Source organism: Moraxella bovis (assembly GCF_025985205.1).
Classification (GTDB): Bacteria; Pseudomonadota; Gammaproteobacteria; order Pseudomonadales; family Moraxellaceae; genus Moraxella; species Moraxella bovis.
In genome coordinates, this window is the sequence record NZ_CP087840.1 from 2,642,505 (window position 1) to 2,662,746 (window position 20,242).

The 20,242-nt window shown below is 46.5% G+C and carries 13 protein-coding genes, 1 pseudogene and 1 riboswitch; of the genes and pseudogenes, 11 read left to right on the plus strand and 3 right to left on the minus strand.

Going from position 1 to position 20,242, the window contains the following annotated elements; translation table 11 throughout:
• Positions 1–22: 22 nt before the first annotated feature.
• A complete protein-coding gene (gene pheT, locus LP107_RS13530; protein ID WP_112742742.1) occupies positions 23–2,410 on the plus strand; it encodes a phenylalanine--tRNA ligase subunit beta in 2,388 nt (795 codons plus the stop codon).
• A gap of 75 nt (positions 2,411–2,485) precedes the next feature.
• A complete protein-coding gene (locus LP107_RS13535; RefSeq protein WP_078273667.1) occupies positions 2,486–2,773 on the plus strand; it encodes an integration host factor subunit alpha in 288 nt (95 codons plus the stop codon).
• Between the two features lie 63 nt (positions 2,774–2,836).
• On the opposite strand, the gene LP107_RS13540 is transcribed toward LP107_RS13535, so the two are convergent.
• Both LP107_RS13540 and LP107_RS13545 read right to left on the minus strand, forming a co-directional pair.
• A complete protein-coding gene (locus LP107_RS13540) occupies positions 2,837–3,889 on the minus strand; it encodes a hypothetical protein (RefSeq protein ID WP_112742743.1) in 1,053 nt (350 codons plus the stop codon).
• A gap of 98 nt (positions 3,890–3,987) precedes the next feature.
• On the minus strand, positions 3,988–5,649 hold the full coding sequence (locus LP107_RS13545) for a DEAD/DEAH box helicase (protein ID WP_228157727.1): 1,662 nt from the start codon (positions 5,647–5,649) through the stop codon (positions 3,988–3,990).
• 94 nt (positions 5,650–5,743) lie between these two features.
• On the opposite strand from LP107_RS13545, the gene LP107_RS13550 reads away from it, so the two are divergent.
• Positions 5,744–5,902 carry a hypothetical protein gene (locus tag LP107_RS13550; RefSeq protein WP_156892333.1) on the plus strand — a complete coding sequence of 53 codons (159 nt, stop codon included), beginning with the start codon at positions 5,744–5,746 and terminating at the stop codon, positions 5,900–5,902.
• A 703-nt stretch (positions 5,903–6,605) separates the two neighbouring features.
• Positions 6,606–8,972 (plus strand): RelA/SpoT family protein, encoded by a 2,367-nt coding sequence (locus LP107_RS13555; RefSeq protein WP_112742745.1) that lies wholly within the window; start codon positions 6,606–6,608, stop codon positions 8,970–8,972.
• A gap of 64 nt (positions 8,973–9,036) precedes the next feature.
• Here LP107_RS13555 and LP107_RS13560 read toward each other — a convergent pair whose 3' ends face one another.
• Positions 9,037–9,363 carry a TraR/DksA family transcriptional regulator gene (locus LP107_RS13560; protein ID WP_112742746.1) on the minus strand — a complete coding sequence of 109 codons (327 nt, stop codon included), beginning with the start codon at positions 9,361–9,363 and terminating at the stop codon, positions 9,037–9,039.
• A 148-nt stretch (positions 9,364–9,511) separates the two neighbouring features.
• On the opposite strand from LP107_RS13560, the gene parC reads away from it, so the two are divergent.
• From parC to LP107_RS13595, 7 genes and pseudogenes are all read left to right on the plus strand, one after another.
• Positions 9,512–11,746 carry a DNA topoisomerase IV subunit A gene (parC, locus tag LP107_RS13565; protein WP_112742747.1) on the plus strand — a complete coding sequence of 745 codons (2,235 nt, stop codon included), beginning with the start codon at positions 9,512–9,514 and terminating at the stop codon, positions 11,744–11,746.
• Between the two features lie 54 nt (positions 11,747–11,800).
• Positions 11,801–12,413 (plus strand): annotated as a pseudogene (locus LP107_RS13570) (IS607 family transposase).
• Positions 12,410–13,585 (plus strand): RNA-guided endonuclease InsQ/TnpB family protein, encoded by a 1,176-nt coding sequence (locus LP107_RS13575; RefSeq protein WP_078273673.1) that lies wholly within the window; start codon positions 12,410–12,412, stop codon positions 13,583–13,585. The pseudogene LP107_RS13570 and the gene LP107_RS13575 overlap by 4 nt, the downstream one beginning before the upstream one ends.
• Positions 13,586–13,842: 257 nt before the next feature.
• Positions 13,843–13,951: riboswitch (TPP riboswitch) on the minus strand.
• Between the two features lie 108 nt (positions 13,952–14,059).
• A complete protein-coding gene (locus tag LP107_RS13580; RefSeq protein ID WP_264676060.1) occupies positions 14,060–14,398 on the plus strand; it encodes a YqiA/YcfP family alpha/beta fold hydrolase in 339 nt (112 codons plus the stop codon).
• Positions 14,399–14,730: 332 nt separating this feature from the next.
• A complete protein-coding gene (locus LP107_RS13585; RefSeq protein ID WP_158079695.1) occupies positions 14,731–16,575 on the plus strand; it encodes a transferrin-binding protein-like solute binding protein in 1,845 nt (614 codons plus the stop codon).
• 108 nt (positions 16,576–16,683) lie between these two features.
• The gene (locus LP107_RS13590) at positions 16,684–19,509 is read left to right on the plus strand and encodes a lactoferrin/transferrin family TonB-dependent receptor (RefSeq protein ID WP_078274888.1); all 2,826 of its coding nucleotides are present in this window, start codon (positions 16,684–16,686) and stop codon (positions 19,507–19,509) included.
• Positions 19,510–19,747: 238 nt separating this feature from the next.
• Positions 19,748–20,197 carry a thioredoxin domain-containing protein gene (locus LP107_RS13595; protein WP_078274889.1) on the plus strand — a complete coding sequence of 150 codons (450 nt, stop codon included), beginning with the start codon at positions 19,748–19,750 and terminating at the stop codon, positions 20,195–20,197.
• Positions 20,198–20,242 lie beyond the last annotated feature (45 nt).

Below are 20,242 nucleotides of genomic sequence, written 5' to 3' on the forward strand. Positions count from 1 at the left end.
AAAAACCAAATAAGAGACATTTATGAAAATCAGCGAAAACTGGCTCAGACAATGGGTCAATCCTACCAATACTTCTGCCGAGCTTGGCGAACAACTGACCATGCTTGGCTTGGAATTGGACGACATCACGCCCATTGCCCCCATGTTTAGTGGCGTGGTTGTGGGTCAGGTCATCACTTGCGACAAGCACCCCGATGCCGACAAACTCTCCGTCACCACCATCAATGTTGGTACAGATGAGCATTTGCAAATTGTCTGCGGGGCAACCAATGTGCGTGCAGGACTCAAAGTGGCGGTCGCAACGGTTGGGGCGGTACTGCCACCGATTGACGGCAAAGAGTTTAAAATTAAAAAAGGCAAACTGCGTGGCGTAGAATCCCAAGGCATGCTCTGCGGTGCATCCGAATTGGGTCTTATTGATGAGATTGACGGGCTTTTGGAGCTGGACGATGACGCTCCGATTGGCGTTGATGTGCGTGAGTATTTGGGGCTGGACGGTCAGATTTTTGATGTGGCTATTACCCCCAATCGTGGCGACTGCCTAAGCGTGCTGGGTCTATCTCGTGAGATTGGCGTGGTTAATGGCTTAGCCCTAAACCGCCCCAAGATTATTACGACCCCCCCCACGCTGGATAAATCTGTATCGGTCAAAGTCGAAAACACCACCGCTTGTCCACGCTATCTGGCTCAGTACATCGGCGACATTGACCGCAGTGTCAAAACCCCCAAATGGCTAAAAGATAACCTAATGGCGAGCGGACTTCGCACCCATAATTTTTTGGTCGATGTTACCAATTTTATCCTATTAGAACTTGGTCAGCCCCTACACGCATTTGACGCTGATAAAATCGTGGGAGCGATTACGGTGCGCCTTGCCAATCAAGGCGAAACGGTAGAGCTGTTAAACGAGCAAACCATTACCCTAAGTGGCGATGAGTTAGTGATTGTCGATGATGTGGGCGTGCTTGCTTTGGCAGGGATTATGGGTGGCTCTCGCTCGGCGGTGTCGGACAGCACGACCAACATCGTGCTAGAATCGGCTCATTTTAACCAACTCAACATCGCAGGGCGTGCCAGACGTTTTGGCTTGCACACCGATGCCAGTGCCAGATTTGAGCGTGGGGTGGATTTTGACTTACCCAAACTCGCCCTTGACCGTGCCACGACTTTGATAGCGAGCATTGCTGGCGGTCAAGTCGGACAAATCACCACCGCCGAGAGCGTCTCTGATTTGCCAGCACGCACCACCATCAGCGTGCCATTTGCCAAAGTCGAAAAACTGCTGGGTATCAGCCTGTCCAGCGATGAGATTGTGGGACTATTAAACCGCTTAGAAATTGCCACCACCTTTGACGGTACGGCATTTGTCTGCCAGCCCCCGAGCCACCGCTTTGACCTAACCATCAGCGAGGACATCATTGAGGAGGTTGCTCGGGTGCATGGCTATGCCAACATCGCCCCACGCCTGCCACAGTTTGCAGTGGACATGAGCTATGATGACACAGCAGATTTGACCCACACACTCAAACTAACCCTTGCCAAACAGGGCTATTTTGAGGCGGTGAGTTTTAGCTTTTGTGATGACAAATTAGAAAAACTGCTCCACGATGACAAATTGGGCGAGATACTGCCCCTTGCCAACCCTATCTCCTCCGAGCTTGCGGTCATGAGACGTACGCTACTATCTAGCCTACTGCCTATCGTAAGCCACAACCTAAACCGCCAGCAAACGGACGTGCGACTGTTTGAGGTGGGTTTGTCGTTCGTGGGTAAAGATGTCGCAAGCCTCGCCCAAATCGGCAGCCTTGCCATCATCGCCACAGGACGAGCGACCGACAGCATTCATGGCGTGCGTGGCATGGACTTTTATGATTTAAAAGCCGACATCGAAACCCTGCTCCCTGCCCATGTCTTGCCAAGCTATGAGCGAGCGGATTTGGCGTTTTTGCATTCAGGGCAAAGTGCGTATGTGTCGGTAGGTGGCAAGCGGATTGGCTATTTTGGGCAATTGCACCCCAGTATCGCAAGCGAGCTTGATTTGCCGACTGTGTGGGTGGCTCAGTTTGAGCTTGATAAACTGCTTGCCCTGCATCGCAAGCCCCTTGCTGTGAGCCTACCGAGCAAATTCCCAAGCGTTCGCCGTGATTTGGCTTTTTTCGTGGATAAGGATTTGGCATGGCAAGACGTGGCAGATGTCGTGCGTGATGTGGCAGGCGAGTATTTGACAGACGTTGCCTTGTTTGACGTCTATCAAGGCGACAGACTGCCTGCAGGCAAAAAATCACTGGCATTTGCCATGACCTTGCAAGATACTGCTCGTACCCTATCTGATGATGAGATTAAGGCGTTGATGGATAGGGTGATTGTGGCATTGACCGACAAATACCAAGCACAACTGCGTGATAGCTGATGTTTTCAAGGGCGAATGTGGTTCGCCCTTAACCCTAACAATGCCAATTTTAATTTAATTTTAAAAGGATAACACATGGCAACCTTAACCAAAGCAGACATGGTAGACCATTTGACCATTCGCCTGCGTATGACTCGCCAAGACGCTCGCAAATTGGTGGATACCTTTTTTAGTGAGATTAGCCAAAGTTTGGCAGACGGTAGAGAAGTCAAGCTCTCAGGCTTTGGCAACTTTGAATTAAAAGACAAAAAATCCCGCCCCGGTCGCAACCCCAAAACAGGGGAAGTTATCCCTGTCAAGGCTCGCCGTGTTGTTACCTTTAAAGCGGGACAAAAGTTTCGCCGTCAGATTGAAGTTAAATAAAACCAAAACAAAAAACCCATTTTTATAAATGGGTTTTATCTTATACCCCCATCAATATCCGCCTCATTTTTTGCACAATTTTTCCAGTTGGGTCAAATCCATTCTTATCATGCCCAGCGTGTCCATGATATTAACTTTGCCGTCTGCATGAATATTATCCTTATTTTTATGACAGCTGACCTCTAAGGGCATTTGGCGATAAGTTGTTTGCCATTTTCCACCCCGAAATTCAAAATCCACCATTTGAGTTTTTGCCACCAAAGGCGATAAAAACAGCGTAGCAAAAAACAAAAACAAAGTCATCATCGGCACAAATAATATGAGCGAAATCATGCCTTTTAATGCTTTATTTTCGCCATAAAGATAATAAGCCCCCACCAAAAATACCACGATTGCCACCCCAAAAAACACTTTATCCATATATCCAAATTCTAGGGTAATAAATTTATCAAAATATACCAATCCCAACATGATGACAAATAAGAAAAAAGACGAATACGCCAAATGTCCTGCCCGCTTACCCAAATCTACGCCCATTGGGACATGCTCTTTGATATAATCCTGATTGTCAATATGACAAACAGGAAAACCCAATGAATGAAATAGCCTCACCAATTCATCAATATCATCAATTTGCCACACACCATCTTCGATAATCAGTCGCTTTTTGATGTCGCCAAATTTGTCTTTGTGGAGACCATGAATGATGAGGGTTTTATTATATTTACTCAAATAGGGATTGAGTTTGGCAAGTAGCTTACCCATCATGGCTCGTGGTAGATTTTCAGTGATTTCTATTTTGTCAATTTCGTGCCAAACAATAGGGGCATAATTAGGCAATTTATGTAAAAAATCCTTATTGGTACGAATGCCCTCTGCGTCTATGATTAAAGAAGTGTCGGCAAATTTGGGCTTAAAATACGCCCGTGCCAACAAATAAACGCTCACACCCACCACGATAAGAATACCAGCATGCTCCCACCACAACAGCTTATCTTCAAACCAAGTCAGCACAAGAGCCAAACACGCCATCGTGATATTGACAATACCATTAATGGTGACAGATAGCTGATTTTTTATTTGCTTAGGACGCATGGGGTAGAGGCGAGCATTCATGATTTATCCTTGTTATTTTGTGTTTTATTTTAGCACAACACCAAAAAAAACAAAAAACCCATTTTATCAATGGGTTTTTATGGTTAATTCAGCAAAAATCACAAATCGCCAAATTTACGTTTGACTTTCTTCTCTTGGCGTTTGGCAAAGAATATCTCTTCGACCGCTCGTTTTTTGTAGGGCTTTTTCACGCCGTCTCTGCCGCCAGATTTTGCCGTCTCTCTGCCGTTCTTTCTTTTGTCATCACGCCATGCACGCTCGCCTTTGTGGGTATTATCACGCTGTCCAAATTCACGGCTGTTTTCACGAGCATAGGCAAAAGATTTGGGCTTATCTTGGCGATAGTCTCCGTGTTGGCGAGTGCGTCTGTCGCCTCTATCGCCAAAACGCTCTTGGTACGGCTTGGCAAAACGCTCATCACGTCCGCTCTCGCCACGCTCATATCGCTCTGTGCGGTATTGGCGTTCACGTCTGCCGTCTTTGTCTTTGGCACTTGGGGCAACTCGTTTGGGTTCTAGTCCTGCGACCACTTCTTCTTTCATTTCACGGTTTAGATAGCGGTTGATGTGTCCGAGCTGACGTCTGTCGTCCATGCTACATAGGTTCATGGCGACCCCTGTCCGCCCTGCTCGCCCACAGCGACCAATGCGGTGTACATAGTCTTCGACTTGACGGGGCAAATCATAGTTCACTACATGACTAATGGCAGAGATGTCAATGCCACGAGCGGCGACATCGGTGGCAATCAAAAAGTTGCACTTGCCCGACTTGACATCGCTGATGATGCGGTTACGCTTACCTTGTGGCAAATCACCGTGTAGATAGCGAGCCGATAATCCTGCTTCGGTGAGCGACTCGGCAAGCTGTTCGGTACTGCGTTTGGTGGCGGTAAAAATCACCGCTTGGTTAATCTCGGGGTTGCCCAAAAGTTCAATCAAAATCTTATTTTTGTGGTGAAAATCATCACAAAAATACACGCTCTCATCGATATGAGCCGACTCAACTTTGATGGAGACACGCTCAGGGTTCACAGTAAAGCTCTCGGCAATCTTGCCAACCGCTCCGTCCCATGTCGCTGACGACATCACGGTTTGACGCTTACTCGGGGCGGCTTCTAAGATGGTCTTAATGTCATCGGCAAAACCCATGTCCAGCATACGGTCAGCTTCATCTAGTATCAGCGTGTCAAGCTCGGACAAATCCACACGCCCGTCATTCATGTGGTCAATCAAGCGACCGGGGGTGGCGATGACAATCTGCACGCCCTTACGCAAGGCACGAATCTGTCCGCCATACGGAGCCCCGCCGACCAATGGCACACTAAAAATCCCACGCATTTCACTGCTGTATTTACGCACGTTGTCCTGCACCTGCATGGCAAGCTCTCGGGTGGGGGTCAGTATCAGGGCTTTAATGGCGGTCTTTTGGTGGCGGTTGTGTGATTTTTGGCTAAACTCGCTGGATTTTTCGGCAGGTTTTGGCTGGGCTAATTGGTGCAAAATCGGCAGGACAAACGCCGCCGTTTTGCCCGAGCCTGTTTGGGCGGATAGTAGCAAATCACGTCCATCTATGGCATGGGGGATTGCCCCTGCCTGAATGGGCGTGGGCGTGGTATAGCCTGATTTGGTCAGGGCTTTTAAAATGGGTTTGGCAAGGTTTAACTGCTCAAAAGTTAAGCTGTTTTGCTCTTTTTGCTCGGTGGGTTGCTCGCCTGTTTGCTCTTTTTGTGGGGCAAAATCTTGTTGGTGTTGGGTTGTCATAAATAACCTTGATGTCATGATGTTGATAATAATCGCTGGCTTGGCGAACGTGGTTGGGTTTTAAAAAAATCATCTAAATGGCAAAGGATAGCCCTTGCCAGACCCAATCATGTTTTACAAAAACACCGAAGACAATTCATACTGCCAACAGTTTGCCATTGGTTTTACTTTTATCAATAAAAGCAACCTTGACAAAATCAGCAATCATGATGATAAGAAGTACACAGAAGTCATTTTAGACATGCCATTTTAATTGTATTAAAAAATAAACAATGGCAATTTGCATTTTTCTGATATATTTATCATTAAAATCAATGATGAAATATCCAAACGCCCAGAAGTATAAAACGAACTTAACTCGTTCTTAAACACATTTGATGGCAAGACTGTCCTAGCTTACGATGTGGCTTATTCTAGGGCGTACCCTAATATCAATAGAAAATAAGCAGGTTCAGCGATGATTTGGCAAATTATTTTACCAAAGAGAGCCATTATACCACAGTTTTTGGCAAAGTAGGCAGGGAATTTTGGTAAATTTTAGGGGTTTTTGGCTTTTAAAAATGCCCCGAAAATGCAATAATAGTGTTTTTATTATTGGTATTGTTTAGGGCGTGCCTACCGTTGGTATTTGCAATGAAAAATGTGAAAAATCGTACGTTTTTCAAGGAAAAGTCCGCAGTTGATATTAAAATATTAACAAGGATTTTGACATAGAAAAACAAGATTTAGCCATTTTTCATGCAAAAATTGATTTAAAATGTTATCAAGGGTAGGCACGCCCCAATGCAAAATGTTTTTAAAACATGGATGTCATGGGATAAACACAACGCTCAAATAAATGCGTTGATAGGGTAAATCACAATCCACCCCAACAAATCCACCCAAAGACATGATTGATAGCAATGCCTACATATTTTATCAAACAGTGATTGAAAGTTTAGATTAAAGGACATGACGTGGTACAGATTCGAGACAGCTTGCCCTTGCTAACAGGCAAAAACTCAGGCGACAGTGCAAGCCTAGCAGCAAGCCTTGTGGCAGACCAATTACACCCCGATTTTCAGGCACAGCTTCACAGTCAAAAACTCACTACTACCCACGACCACAGCCACGCCACCGACACGCCTGCCAAGATTAGCGAGAGCGACATTGACATTGACAAATGGCTATCCAATGTCGCCCAGCGTATCGGCAAAGATGAGTTGCCCCTGCTCAAAAAAGCCTGCCAATTTGTACAAGTACAATCATCCAAACCCCACCACTCTCGCTCAGGAGCGTATGTGACAGGCATTGGCATGGCGGACATTTTAGCGTATCTGTTCCAAGATGAAAACGCTCTGGTCGCTGCCATGCTCTATCGCTCGGTACGGCGTGAGCTAATTAGCATGGACTCCATCGCTTATGAGTTCGGGGCAGACATCGCCCATCTCATCGAAGACACGCTTGCCATGGGACGACTGTCTGAGGCGATAGAGGGCAACAAACGGCTTGAAGATTATTTTGAAAATAACAACCGTGAACAGCTATCGACCATATACAGCATGCTCATTAGCACCACCAATGACGTGCGGGCGGTACTCATCAAACTTGCCGAGCGTACCTTTGCCATGCGTGAGTTGTCCTTTGCCACGCCCGACCGCCAAAAACGGGTGGCTCGTGAGGTCATGACCATCTATGCTCCATTAGCTCACCGCTTATCCATTGCTCAGCTGAAATGGGAGCTAGAAGACCTAGCTTTTCGCTATCTTGCCCCTGATGAGTACAAACGCATTGCCAGTCTGCTCGCCCAAAAACGTAGCGAGCGTGAACGTTACATCGAAGAAGTCAAGCAAACACTCACCGATGAGCTAAATCGGGTCGGTATCAAATGCGAAGTCTCAGGGCGTGTCAAGCACATCTACTCCATCTATCGCAAGATGATAAAGAAAAACCTATCCTTTGACCAGCTCTATGACATCAGAGCCTTACGGGTACTGGTAAACACCAACGCCGAGTGCTATCACACCCTAGGCGTGGTGCATGGAATGTGGCGACACGTCCCCGAGCAATTTGATGACTACATCACCAACCCCAAACCCAACGGCTACAAGTCGCTACACACGGTCGTCATCGCCCAAAATCGCACCCTAGAAGTGCAGATTCGCACCTTTGACATGCACTTTGAGGCGGAGCTTGGCAAAGCGTCGCACGTCAATTATAAAGAGGGCTTAAAAGGCAATAAAACAGACGACTATCTCACCGCCAAAATCAGCTCACTAAGACAGCTCTTAGGCGGAGACAAAAGCGAGAGCGACGAGATAGAGCTTGACAACCTTGATAACGTCCAACAAATCTACGTGTTTAGCCGAGACGGGGACATCACCGAACTGCCCAAAGGGGCGACCGTGCTTGACTTTGCCTACCATGTGCATACCGAAGTTGGCAATCGTGCCCAAGGGGCAAGGGTAAACGGGCGTTATGTGCCACTGACTCATCAGCCCAAAACAGGCGACCAAGTGGAGATTATCACCAAATCAAGTCGTGAGCCGAATCGTGACTGGCTGGTATCCTCGCTGGGTTACATCTACACCGCTCGTGCCAAAGCCAAACTACGCCAATGGTTTAACAAACAAGACCGTGACAAAAACATCGAAACGGGCAAAGCCCTGCTACTGCGTGAGTTAGAGCGACTGAGCGTGGCGGTGTCGGGGGTGGACTTTGGTGCGCTGTGCCGAGAGCTAGACTACAAGGGCGAAGATGAGCTGTATCTTGCCATCACCATGGGCGAGATTGGAGTTAGCCAAATCTCAGGCAAAATCATCAAGGATTTGAACCTAAGTACGCCCAATGTCAGCGAAACGCACATCGAATCCAAACCCCAAACTCGCCCCAACAAATACAAGATTGACGTGCATGGGCTTGACAATGTCGAGATGCACCTTGCCAAATGCTGTAACCCCGTGCATGGCGAACCCATCACAGGCTTTATTACGCTCATGAATGGAGTCAGTATCCACAGTAGCGACTGCGTGGAGCTGTCACGGCTCGCCCAAAAAGAGCCAGAGCGGGTCGTCTGTGCCGAGTGGCAAGCGGAGTTTGGGCGGTATCAGCCTGTCTGTGTGGTCGTGGACGCTCACGCCACAAGCGGACTGTTGCGGGATTTGTTTAATGTCATCGACCGTGAGAAAGTCAATATCCAACGTGCCGAGACAGTCTTTGATGATGGCATGGACGCCCAGATGAAATTCTTTGTGGAAGTGGCAGGCATTGAGCATTTATCTCGCCTGCTTGCCAAAATCGAGCAACAGCCAAGCGTGGTCAAAGCAAGGCGAAGTGTGGGTTAGGATTTAAAAACGCCAAAACAAAAAACGGTTCAGAGTGAACCGCTTTTTATGGTTGTCAGGCTGTCTATTTGGCGTGCTTGATACACTCTGTGGCATACGGCACCGCGTCGAGTCGCCCTTCTTCTATCTCTTCACCGCACTCACTGCATTCGCCATACAAGTCGTTTTCAATGCAAGATAAAGCGACATTGGCTTTGGCAAGGTTTTCTTGGGCTTCGATGAGCAGATTTTTACGCATGTCGTTTTCTTGGGCGGCGACAGCTTGGTCGTCCCAATGTTGTCCTAGCTCATCTTGGGGGTGTTCTAGGTGATTGGTGATTTTATCAATGCGGTATTCATACTCTGCTTTTAGGGCGAGCAAATCGGCTTTGTGTTTATTGATGTCCATGATAACTCCTAATGGCTAATAAAATAAAGGATTTAAGTATAGATTAGCACAAATTTAGGGTATTGGGTAGCGGTATTTTTAGCCCCCTGACAAATAGCCATTTTTTATTAAGTTTGCTACAATACCCCAAATTTTTTATTGACACCACACCATGAAAACCGATTTTGACACCCGCTCCATTGCCGAATTTACCGAATCTGCCTACCTAAACTACGCCATGTACGTCATCATGGACAGAGCCTTACCGCACATCGCTGACGGCTTAAAGCCCGTCCAACGCCGTATCATCTACGCCATGAATGAGCTAGGGCTTCGCCACACCGCCAAGCCCAAAAAGTCCGCCCGCACCGTGGGCGACGTGCTGGGCAAATACCACCCGCATGGCGATACAGCGTGCTATGAAGCCATGGTACTTATGGCACAGCCGTTTAGTTATCGCTATCCGCTTGTTATGGGGCAAGGCAACTGGGGCAGTCCTGACGACCCCAAATCCTTTGCCGCCATGCGATATACCGAAGCCAAGATGAGCAATTACGCCAGCACCCTATTGTCCGAACTTGGTGAAGGTACGGTGGATTTTATCCCCAACTTTGACGGCACGATGAGCGAGCCTGCCACGCTCCCTGCCCGCTTGCCAAACATCTTGCTAAACGGCACCACAGGCATTGCCGTGGGCATGGCGACCGACATTCCACCCCACAACCTCACCGAGACCGTCAAGGCGTGTATCAAACTCCTAAAAAACCCTAACATCAGCACAGCCGAGCTATGCAAAACGGTGCTTGCTCCTGATTTGCCGACATCTGCCGAGATTATCACACCAAAAGATGAGCTTGTCAAAATGTACGAGACAGGGCGTGGCAATTACAAAATGCGAGCGACTTATCATATTGATAAACAAGACAAAAACACCGTCATCATAGACGCTTTGCCCTATCAAGTTTCAGGCTCAAAAATCATTGAGCAGATTGCCAAACTCATGACCGATAAAAAACTACCGTGGGTCAATGACATCACAGACGAATCCGACCACGAGAACGCTTGCCGTATTGTCATTGAATTTAAGCGGGGTAAGGTTGAGATTGACAAAATCATGGCTCATCTGTTTGCCACGACCGACCTAGAAACGTCCTATCGGGTCAATATGAACATGATTGGGCTAAATGGCAAACCCGAAGTCAAAAATTTAAAACAAATCCTATCCGAATGGCTCTCATCACGCCGTAGTGTGGTGCTAAGACGTTTGCAGAACCGTCTTGATAAGATTGACAAACGCTTGCACATCTTGGCAGGTTTGCTCATTGCTTATTTGCACATTGATGAAGTCATTGCCATCATTCGCACCGAAGACGACCCCAAGGCGGTCTTGATGAGCCGTTATGGGCTGTCCGACACCCAAGCGGACGCCATTCTTGACATCAAACTTCGCCAATTAGCCAAACTAGAAGAGATTGAGCTAAATGCCGAGCGAGACGAGCTACAAAAAGAGCGAGCCATCATCGCCGAGCAAATAAATAACCCCAACAGCCTAACAAACCTTTTGATAGACGAGCTAACCTTTGACATGAAAACGCATGGCGATAAACGCAAATCGCCTGTCGTGGAGCGTGAAGAATCTGTCGCCGTCAAAGCATCCGAGCTGACCCCGAGCGAGAGCGTAACCGTCATCATCTCAAAAGCAGGCTGGATTCGCATGGCAAAAGGACATGAGATTGACCCTGTCACCCTAAACTTTCGCACAGGCGATGAGTACGCCACGCACGCCCTTGGCAAGACGGGCGAGCGACTTATCGTCCTTGATAACATGGGGCGTAGCTATGGGCTAGACACGGCAAGTCTGCCGTCCGCTCGTGGGCAGGGCGAGCCGATTAGCAGTATGCTCAACTTGGCAAATGGCGTAAAAATTGAGCAAGCCCTATTTGGCAGTTACCCCATTATCCTAGCCAGCAGTCAAGGCTATGGCTTTATCACCGACACCAAAGGGCTAGACACCGCCCAAAAAGCAGGTAAAGCGGTGGTCAATCTGGGGGATGCGACCCTGTTGCCATTTGCCCCTGTGGGCAACGCCACGCACATTGCGGTGGTAAGTAGTGGCGGAAATCTGCTCATCTTTAACCGTGATGAATTGCCCGTACTGGCAAAGGGTAAAGGCAACAAACTCATAAGCCTAAAAGACAACGAAACTCTGGTGGCGGTGTGTGCCTTAGCCGATACGGACAATCTTATCATTCGCACTGCCAAGCGTACGCTCACCCTAAAACCTGCCGACTGGGCAAGCTATCGGGGCAAACGTGCAGGGCGTGGCAGAGCATTGCCAAAAGGGTTTTTGAGCGTGGTGGGGATAGGCGTGGAGCGTGTGGAAAAAACGGAAAAGGCGGAGAATTAGGTGTTTTGTAGGGCAAAAAACAGCTAATTGAAATCTACTCTATAATGTGTAATTATGAATAGATTGATTGGTATTAACGAAGCTTCAAAACGACTTGGCGTATCTATTTCCACTTTGCGGAGGTGGGACGAAACTGGCGTGCTTGTCGCAGAACGCACCCAAAGGTCATCGCAGGTACGATACTAATAAGCTACACCCTAATTTTTACCATAATCTACCAATGCCAAACCGCAAAACGGTTCGCTACGCACGAGTATCCAGCCACGACCAAAAAGATGATTTAGACCGTCAGATAGGTGTGCTTGAACTATACTGTGCCAGTCAAGGCTGAACATTTGAAATCGTGAATGATTTAGGCTCTGGTATGAACTACCACAAAAAAGGCTTAAAACAACTGCTTGACGGCATCTTAAATGATGAAATTGGGCGTTTGGTTTTAACCCACAAAGACCGCCTATTACGCTTTGGTTCGGAACTTATCTTCGCTCTATGCGAAAGAAAGAATGTGGAAGTTGTCATTATCAATCAAGGCGAAAACCTATCCTTTGAAGAAGAGTTGGCTCAAGATGTGTTAGAAATCATCACCGTATTTTCCGCTCGTCTGTATGATTCACGCAGTAAGAAAAATAAAAAAGTGTTAGAAGCTGTTAAGGCGGTGTTAGAATGACCGCCATTCGTGGACACATCATTGAACTAAAACCCAATCACAAACAAGCGACATATTTTAAAAAAGCTTGCGGTGTTGCCAGATTTGCTTATAATTGGGGATTGGCGGCGTGGAAAAAGCAATACGAACAAGATAAACAATATCGTGATGACTGTTTAGCAAAGAACCTACCTATTGACGAAAGCAAACTCAACAAACCCACACAAGGCAAATTAAGAAAACAGCTTAATGCCATCAAACGCACCCAATTCCCCTTTATGCTAGAAGTTACCAAATGCTCTCCCCAACTTGCCATTATGCAACTAGGAGACGCATTCAAACGCTTTTTTAAGGGTGAAAGTGGTTATCCACAGTTTAGAAAGAAAGGCATAAATGACCGTTTTAGTCTTTCCAACGACCAATTTAAATTAAAACTTAAAAAAGACAAACCTTTCATTCAAATTCCCAATTTGGGACTTGTTAAAATGCGTGAAAACTTACGCTTTGATGGCAAAATCCTATCCGCCAAAGTCTTTACCAAAGGTGGTAAATGGTTTGTATCCATTGCGGTGGAATTACAAGATTTACCCAATCATCTTTTACCCAAAGAAAAAACAAATAAATCTGTTGGCATTGATTTAGGCATTACAGACCTTGCCACACTTTCAACAGGAGAAAAGATACAAGCACCAAAACCTTTAAAGAATAAACTTAAAAAACTTCAAAGATTATCAAAACAACTTAGCCGTAAACAAAAAGGCTCTAACAATCGTGAAAAGGCGAAAACCAAGCTCTCACGGTTGCATTATCAAATCAGCTGTATCAGAAAAGACTTTTTACACAAACTTAGTACCAACTTGGTTAAAAAGTTTGATGTGATTTGTCTTGAAAACCTAAATATCAAAGGTATGGTAAAAAATCGCAAACTAAGCCGTGCTATCAATGATTTAGGGTTTTACGAACTTAAAAGGCAACTCATCTACAAAGCAAATCAATGGGGCAAGACACTCAAAGAATTGGACAGATTTTATCCATCAAGCAAAACCTGCTCTTGTTGTGGTGTTAAGTTAGATGAATTACCTTTATCTGTTAGAAACTGGACTTGCCCCAACTGCAACAAAAACCACGATAGGGACATCAACGCCAGTATCAACATTTTAAACAAAGCGGATAAGGTTTTAATCTTATCTTAACAAAAACCTTGGCGGGTGAGTTCTATCCCCAATTTTAAAATGCCTATGGAGCTTATGTAAGACCTACGCCAAATGGCAAGGGCAACAAGCGATGAAGTAGGAAGAAAACGCTAAATTTGCCTTTGGGTAGATTTGGGTAGGTTTTTTGGAACGGAATGTATCACGCACTTTTAAATCTTGAATACACAATCCAACCATCAAAAATCTTATGATGAAAAATAATTATTGATATAAATCAATAATATACAGAATTTTTAAGATTTTGAAAACTTGATTTCCTACGGCGGTACGAACCGCATCAGATTCAACGGATTTTGTGGATAATCACAATCTTGGTAGCTTTGGGTTGCACTCCGTCAAGTTGGTAACCTTATAACAAAGATTGGGCGGTTTTAAAATGAGTTAATGGGCTAATTGCAATCCATGTAAAATACACCCACCAAACCCCAAAATAACACTTCAAACCTTCTTCGATTGTATCAAACTCATGTCAGCTTTCAGAGATTTTTAACAGATAATTTTGACGGACAAACGCTCACGGACGACACCGTCATCTACACCACAACAGGGGGCTGGCAGATTTGCTATGGTGATTTGGCGTGGTTTGAAAAGCACCATTTGACCGCCAAAAATCCCCAAAAAATCAAAGTCCTACTCAAAATGGGTGATGAGCTATTAGACGCTCATGCCAGCCGTGCCTTTTATGAACAGGCAGGGGCAGATGTCCTTGCCCAAGACAGGGGCGACCACCGCATCAGCGACTATGATGACCAAGTCGGGCAGGTGGTAGCTTGGGTGCAAGCCCTATCCTAATCAAACCCTGTTTGCAAAATCTCCTGATTGTATGGTTGGGGGATTTTGTATTTATACCAACCGAACCATATTTCTGATATAAAAACCGTTCACCCTAAGCTTGTCTAAGGGTGAGTTTCCGTTATGGTTCGACAAGCTCACCACGAACGGAAACCATAAAAATTTTGAAGTTCGGTTGGTATAATACACCCCTCAATCCTGCTCAAACTTTCCCAAACTTTTCACCACCTTGTTACAAATCTTGACATAAGCGTTAAAATTATTTACAATAACAATAATTTGCGAATAGCATTAATTTTTATTTAATATTGTAAATGAAAATGGTGATAATGATGAGAGTACATCTTAAAACAACACTTAGCGTTTTAGTAGGTGCGATTTTACTCAATGCCTGTGCCAGTGGCAAAGGTACATTTGAGCTTGGCAACGTCAACAGCCTAAACACGCAAGGCGCCAACCAACACGCTTCCCCCACCCCGCCCAACGCCCCTACTTATCAGGATGAGCAAAACACCAGACGCAAGCTCGACATCGACAATCAAGAGCCTGCATTGGGCTATGCGGTAGAGATTCCTCGCCGTGTATTTGACATGCGAAATCCCACCCCTGAGGAGCTGACTGTCAACATCACCGCTGACAAAGTCAAGCCCATCAATCATGGTTTGGACGCATTGCCGAATGCGTTTGGTGATGAACTGGAAAAAAATCCCAAATACGTCTTAGACAACGGTATTTATTATTCTCACGACAAAAGCTCCAAAGCCACCACCAGAGAGCTTGACTTTGTGCGGTCAGGCTATGTGATTGCCGAAAAGCGTATCGAGTTTGATAGAACGGGTGGTGCGTTTCGCCAAAACCCTGCAGGACAATACGGCTACGTGTTTTATCAAGGGGTCAGCCCAGCGACCGCTTTTCCTACTGTCACCGCCATCTATAACGGTACTTGGGATTTTGTGAGTAATGCCATCAGCACTCGCAAAGAGTTGCCAGAGGGTTTTACGGATGATTTAATGAGTTATGGAGTAAAAGGCAATACCGTTGGGGCAACCAGCCTAGATGCTGACATCAATCGTGGGCGTGATAATGACAAACCTGTGGGACTACACAGTGTGCTTGAAGTGAACTTTGCTAACAAAACCCTCACGGGCAAACTCACTCAAAACCACAACATCATCAACCAAAGTGCCAACCAAACCGTCAGCGAGCGTTATCGCCTTGATGGCAAATTAAAAGGCAACCGCTTTGTGGGAACTGCCACCGCCAACAACAAAGAACATGCTATTTTTGGCAAAGATGGGGCATTAGAAGGGGGGTTTTTTGGTAGCAATGCTGAGGAGCTGGCGGGTAAATTTTTGACACCAGATGGCTCACTATTTGGGGTATTTGCAGGCAAACGTGGTGTGGTTGATAAAGTACAAACTCAATTTGATGCCACCGCCATCGACAGCAAAACACTCACCAAAACCAACATGGATACCTTCGGACAAGCTAGCCATCTGGTGATTGATGGTAAACTTGTGTCGCTTTTACCAGAGGGTGTGTCTAGTTTTGCCGACATGAAATTCATCAACACCCATCAAATAGCACATGGCGATAAAAAACTATCCATCACCGTATGTTGCAATAACTTAGACTATGTAAAATTTGGCGGTTATGGCACGGTGGGTGGTACAGCAGATACGCCCGTATTAAGTGATGGCAAATTGTTTTTGGTGGGCGAAAGAACAGACACATCCGCCATTCCCACCTCAGGCACCGCTCACTATCGTGGCACGTGGGAAGGCTATATCGACAGTAAAGATGGTAGACGCTGGGCAAGCTCCGCAAGCAACCTCACCACAGGTACAAGAAGTCGCTTTGATGTGGATTTTGGTTCAAAAAGCCTGATTGGCAAACTCATCGCCGATAACGGCTTGGAGGATAATCCTGTGCTAACCCTCAATGGCACAATCACAGGCAATGGTTTTAGTGGTACCGCCAAAACGGGAGTAAATGGTTTTAATCTTGACCCAAACAGCACAGGTGCTAGTGCCATCGCCCACATCAATGCTGATTTTCATGGTGGTTTTTATGGAGTAAACGCCTCAGAGCTTGGTGGCGTCATTCATCATGACAAGGTAGGTGAGGACAAAATCGGGGTGGTCTTTGGTGGCAAACGCCAAACCAACACGCCTTAATCATCAACCTTTGTCGGTTTGTCTGATTTTATTTGCTTTTTAATTTATCAACCAAGAATGTTCTTTTGAGCATTCTTGATTTTTATCAAAACATCACAGGGACATCGCATGAGCCATTTAGTCAAAAACTCATTCACTCAACACAATAAACCCACTTTGTTATGTGTTGCCATCGGCATGGTGTTGTTTGGCATGCCGACCTTTGCCAACACCGCTGAGCCACAGGTAGAGCTTGAAGGCATGACAATCACCATCAAGCCCCAAGCCACCCGTAAAAGCAACGAAATTACAGGGCTGGGTAAAGTCGTTAAACGCCCCAATGACATCGATAAGGAGTTAGTGCTAGACATTCGTGATTTGACGCGCTACGACCCCGGTATCAGCGTGGTAGAACAAGGACGAGGAGCAACCTCAGGCTACGCCATGCGTGGCGTGGACAAAAACCGTGTTGCCATCATGGTGGATGGCTTAAACCAAGCCCAATCCTACCTCGCCCTAAAAACTGAGGCAAACGGTGGTGCTATCAACGAAATCGAATACGAAAACATCAAAAGCATTGAGCTTAGCAAAGGAGCAAGTTCGGCAGAGTACGGCTCTGGGGCGTTGGGTGGTGCAGTCGGTTTTGTCAGTAAGGACAGTAGCGACATCATCAAAGATGGAAAGCAGTGGGGCTTTGACAGCAAGACGGCATACAGTAGCAAAAACAACCAATGGATGCAGTCCTTGGCAGGGGCATTTAAGACAGGTAGTTTTGACAACCTACTCATCTACACCCACAAAGAAGGACAAGAAACTAAAGGCCACAAAGCCCTCGAGAGTTATCAGCACAGTTATCAGCCACTCACAGGATATTTTGACCGTTATGCACTCACAGGTCAGCCCGATGAGCGTGGCCATACCTACTATCTCATCAAAGATGACTGCCCCACCCTAGATTGTCCCGCTTTGCCACGAGCCAACATCAATCGTGAGCGGATTATCACACGTACCTCACCCGCCCTAACCGCTGACGAAAAAGCCCAAACACAAGCAATGGCATACCAAACCCACACCATTAGCACCAAAGATTATACAGGGGTTGACCGTATCCACGCCAACCCAATGGATTATAAAAGCCAGTCCATCTTTTATAAAGCAGGCTATGACCTAAGCGACCGTCATCGCATTGGGGCGGTGCTTGAACACACCAAACAGCGGTACAACATCCAGGACATGACCCTGCCTGCTTACTACACCAAAGACAGTATTGGCAAACAATCTCTCACCCAAGGCAGTATCAATGCCGAAACAGGGCTTGCGGTAGGTAACGCAGGCATTGCTGATGTGATGGGCAACCCTTTGAGTGGTCTGGTGTTTAATGGTGGCTTGAATGGTAACTGGGGAGCAAGATATAGCAATACCCGCTTTTTTGATGAATTACACAAAAAAGACCGAGTGGGCTTGTTTTATCAATATAAAAACCCCAATCGCAATGGTTGGATTGATAAAGCCAAAGTCAGCCTAGACCACCAATCGCTTGGTTTGGATAGCCAAATGCACCGCATGCGTTGCCAAGATTATCCCAACATGGGGCGTTGCCAAGCCAGTATCGATAAACCATGGTCGTGGTCAGGTACGGAAAACAACCATTATAAAGAGCGTTTGACGCTTGGACAGCTTAGCTTTGATAAAGTCATCAGCACCGCCAAAGCCCAGCACCGTCTTAATACACTCGTTGGATTTAGCAACGTCAAATCCATCCTCGAACGAGGGGCATTGGCATTTTCGTATGCCTCAGGAGGTTACAACCACGTTTATACACAAGGGCATAATGGTTCTTATGATAAACCACACATCTATGAGCGTGTGCCAGTAACCATGCAACACGGCACAGCGTGCGATGACAGCCGTACCGACAACAACAGTTGTCAACCACGCAACATCACAGGCAAACACGCCTTTATCGCCCTAAAAGACCATATTTATTTTGGCGATAAAGTTGATTTGGGCTTGGGTGTGCGTTATGACAATCATCGTTTTGACAGCAATGATGACTGGACGGCGGTGGATGATTATAAAAACTGGTCGTATAACGCAGGTCTGACCGTACGTCCGACTGACTATTTGGCGTTGTCTTATCGCTACTCAAACGGTTTTAGAGTACCAGCGTTTTATGAAATGTATGGCGTACGTACAGGGTCAAGCGGTGCATTATCTAATGACACTTTTGCCAATCGCACCGCCCCACGCCCCGAAAAATCCACCAACCACGAATTTGGGGTGGGCGTGCAAGGTCAGTTTGGCGTGCTGGAAGTCAGTTATTTTCAAAACCGTTATAAGGATTTGATTGCCAAAGCCGATGTCAAAGGCATCCATACGCACAGCGATTTTTATAACATCCAAGACATCACCCTAAATGGCGTGAACGTACTTGGCAAAATCGACTGGTATGGGGTTTATGACAAACTGCCAGACGGTCTGTATTCAAACATCGCTTATAACGAAGTCAAAGTCAAAGACCGCCACGTCTATGACGGCTTTACGCTAACCACCGACCCCATTTTAGATGCCATTCAGCCTGCTCGTGTGGTGGCAGGGATTGGTTATGATGCTCCCAGTGGCAAGTGGGGCTTTAACCACAGTTTGACCTATTCCAAAGCCAAAAATCCCGATGAGCTGACAGGTAGCACATATTATGGCAAAGACATTGCAGTGACAATAGACTCTAAAAGCCCCAAAAGCTGGTACACACATGATTTGACAGGGTACTTTATGCCCCACAAAAACATCACCGTACGAGCAGGGGTTTATAATCTCATGGATTATAAATACAGCACGTGGGAGAGCGTTCGTCAGTCATCCATCAATGCCGTCAACCAAGATACAGGCACAAGCCACGCTCGCTATGGGGCGACAGGTCGCAACTACAAGGTGGCGGTGGAGATGAAGTTTTGATTGGTAATGACCCAAAAAAGTGCCACAATCAAACATCGCACACCAAAAACCCAGCGTGACGTTGGGTTTTTGCCAATACTAGGAGTATGTTACGCACACTTTATATCTCAGCACCACTTCGCCTTACACTCGCATTTTGCTCATGATTGCTAAGCTTGAGCAAGTGGATTTGGCATTAAAATTTGTCCTACCTTAGGAAAATCTTGCCGAGCTGACCGCCGTCAATTCGTTCAGTCAAGTGCCAGCCCTCCTGCTTGATACGGGCGAAGTCATCACCGAGACACCGCTCATCATTCAAGCCATCGCCCCACAGGTCTATGCCAACACCACCACCGATTTGCCAAACATCGCCAAAGCCTTTGGGATTTTGACACAGGGCGTGCGTGCGTTTTCTACCGAAAGATTTACCCCAAAAGGACAAGAGTTGCACCCTTTTGTGGCACGATCCACCGAACTGTTACAGACCACTTTGCCAAACCTGCCTGCCTTGTCGGCTGACAGCACCGCTTGGGGAGACAGGGTGCTGATGTCGGCACTCATTTGGATTGGTGTACGATTGCCCCATGTGTTTGAGACGCTGAGCGACACCAACAAGCAAGCAGCTCATGACTTCCACCAAAGCCCACTCATGCAAAAACTCAATACTAATGTGCTTGAAAATCAGCCGAGTCGGGTGGGGGATTTGTAATTCCACTTGAATTCACAACCCAACCGCAACACCAAATAACATAAA

Bases quoted from the DNA above. Each gene is read 5' to 3' on its own strand.
- LP107_RS13545 (WP_228157727.1), bottom strand. From the start codon at position 5,649: ATGACAACCCAACACCAACAAGATTTTGCCCCACAAAAAGAGCAAACA.
- pheT (WP_112742742.1), top strand. From the start codon at position 23: ATGAAAATCAGCGAAAACTGGCTCAGACAATGGGTCAATCCTACCAAT.
- parC (WP_112742747.1), top strand. From the start codon at position 9,512: ATGAAAACCGATTTTGACACCCGCTCCATTGCCGAATTTACCGAATCT.
- LP107_RS13575 (WP_078273673.1), top strand. From the start codon at position 12,410: ATGACCGCCATTCGTGGACACATCATTGAACTAAAACCCAATCACAAA.
- LP107_RS13585 (WP_158079695.1), top strand. From the start codon at position 14,731: ATGAGAGTACATCTTAAAACAACACTTAGCGTTTTAGTAGGTGCGATT.
- LP107_RS13535 (WP_078273667.1), top strand. From the start codon at position 2,486: ATGGCAACCTTAACCAAAGCAGACATGGTAGACCATTTGACCATTCGC.
- LP107_RS13540 (WP_112742743.1), bottom strand. From the start codon at position 3,889: ATGAATGCTCGCCTCTACCCCATGCGTCCTAAGCAAATAAAAAATCAG.
- LP107_RS13590 (WP_078274888.1), top strand. From the start codon at position 16,684: ATGAGCCATTTAGTCAAAAACTCATTCACTCAACACAATAAACCCACT.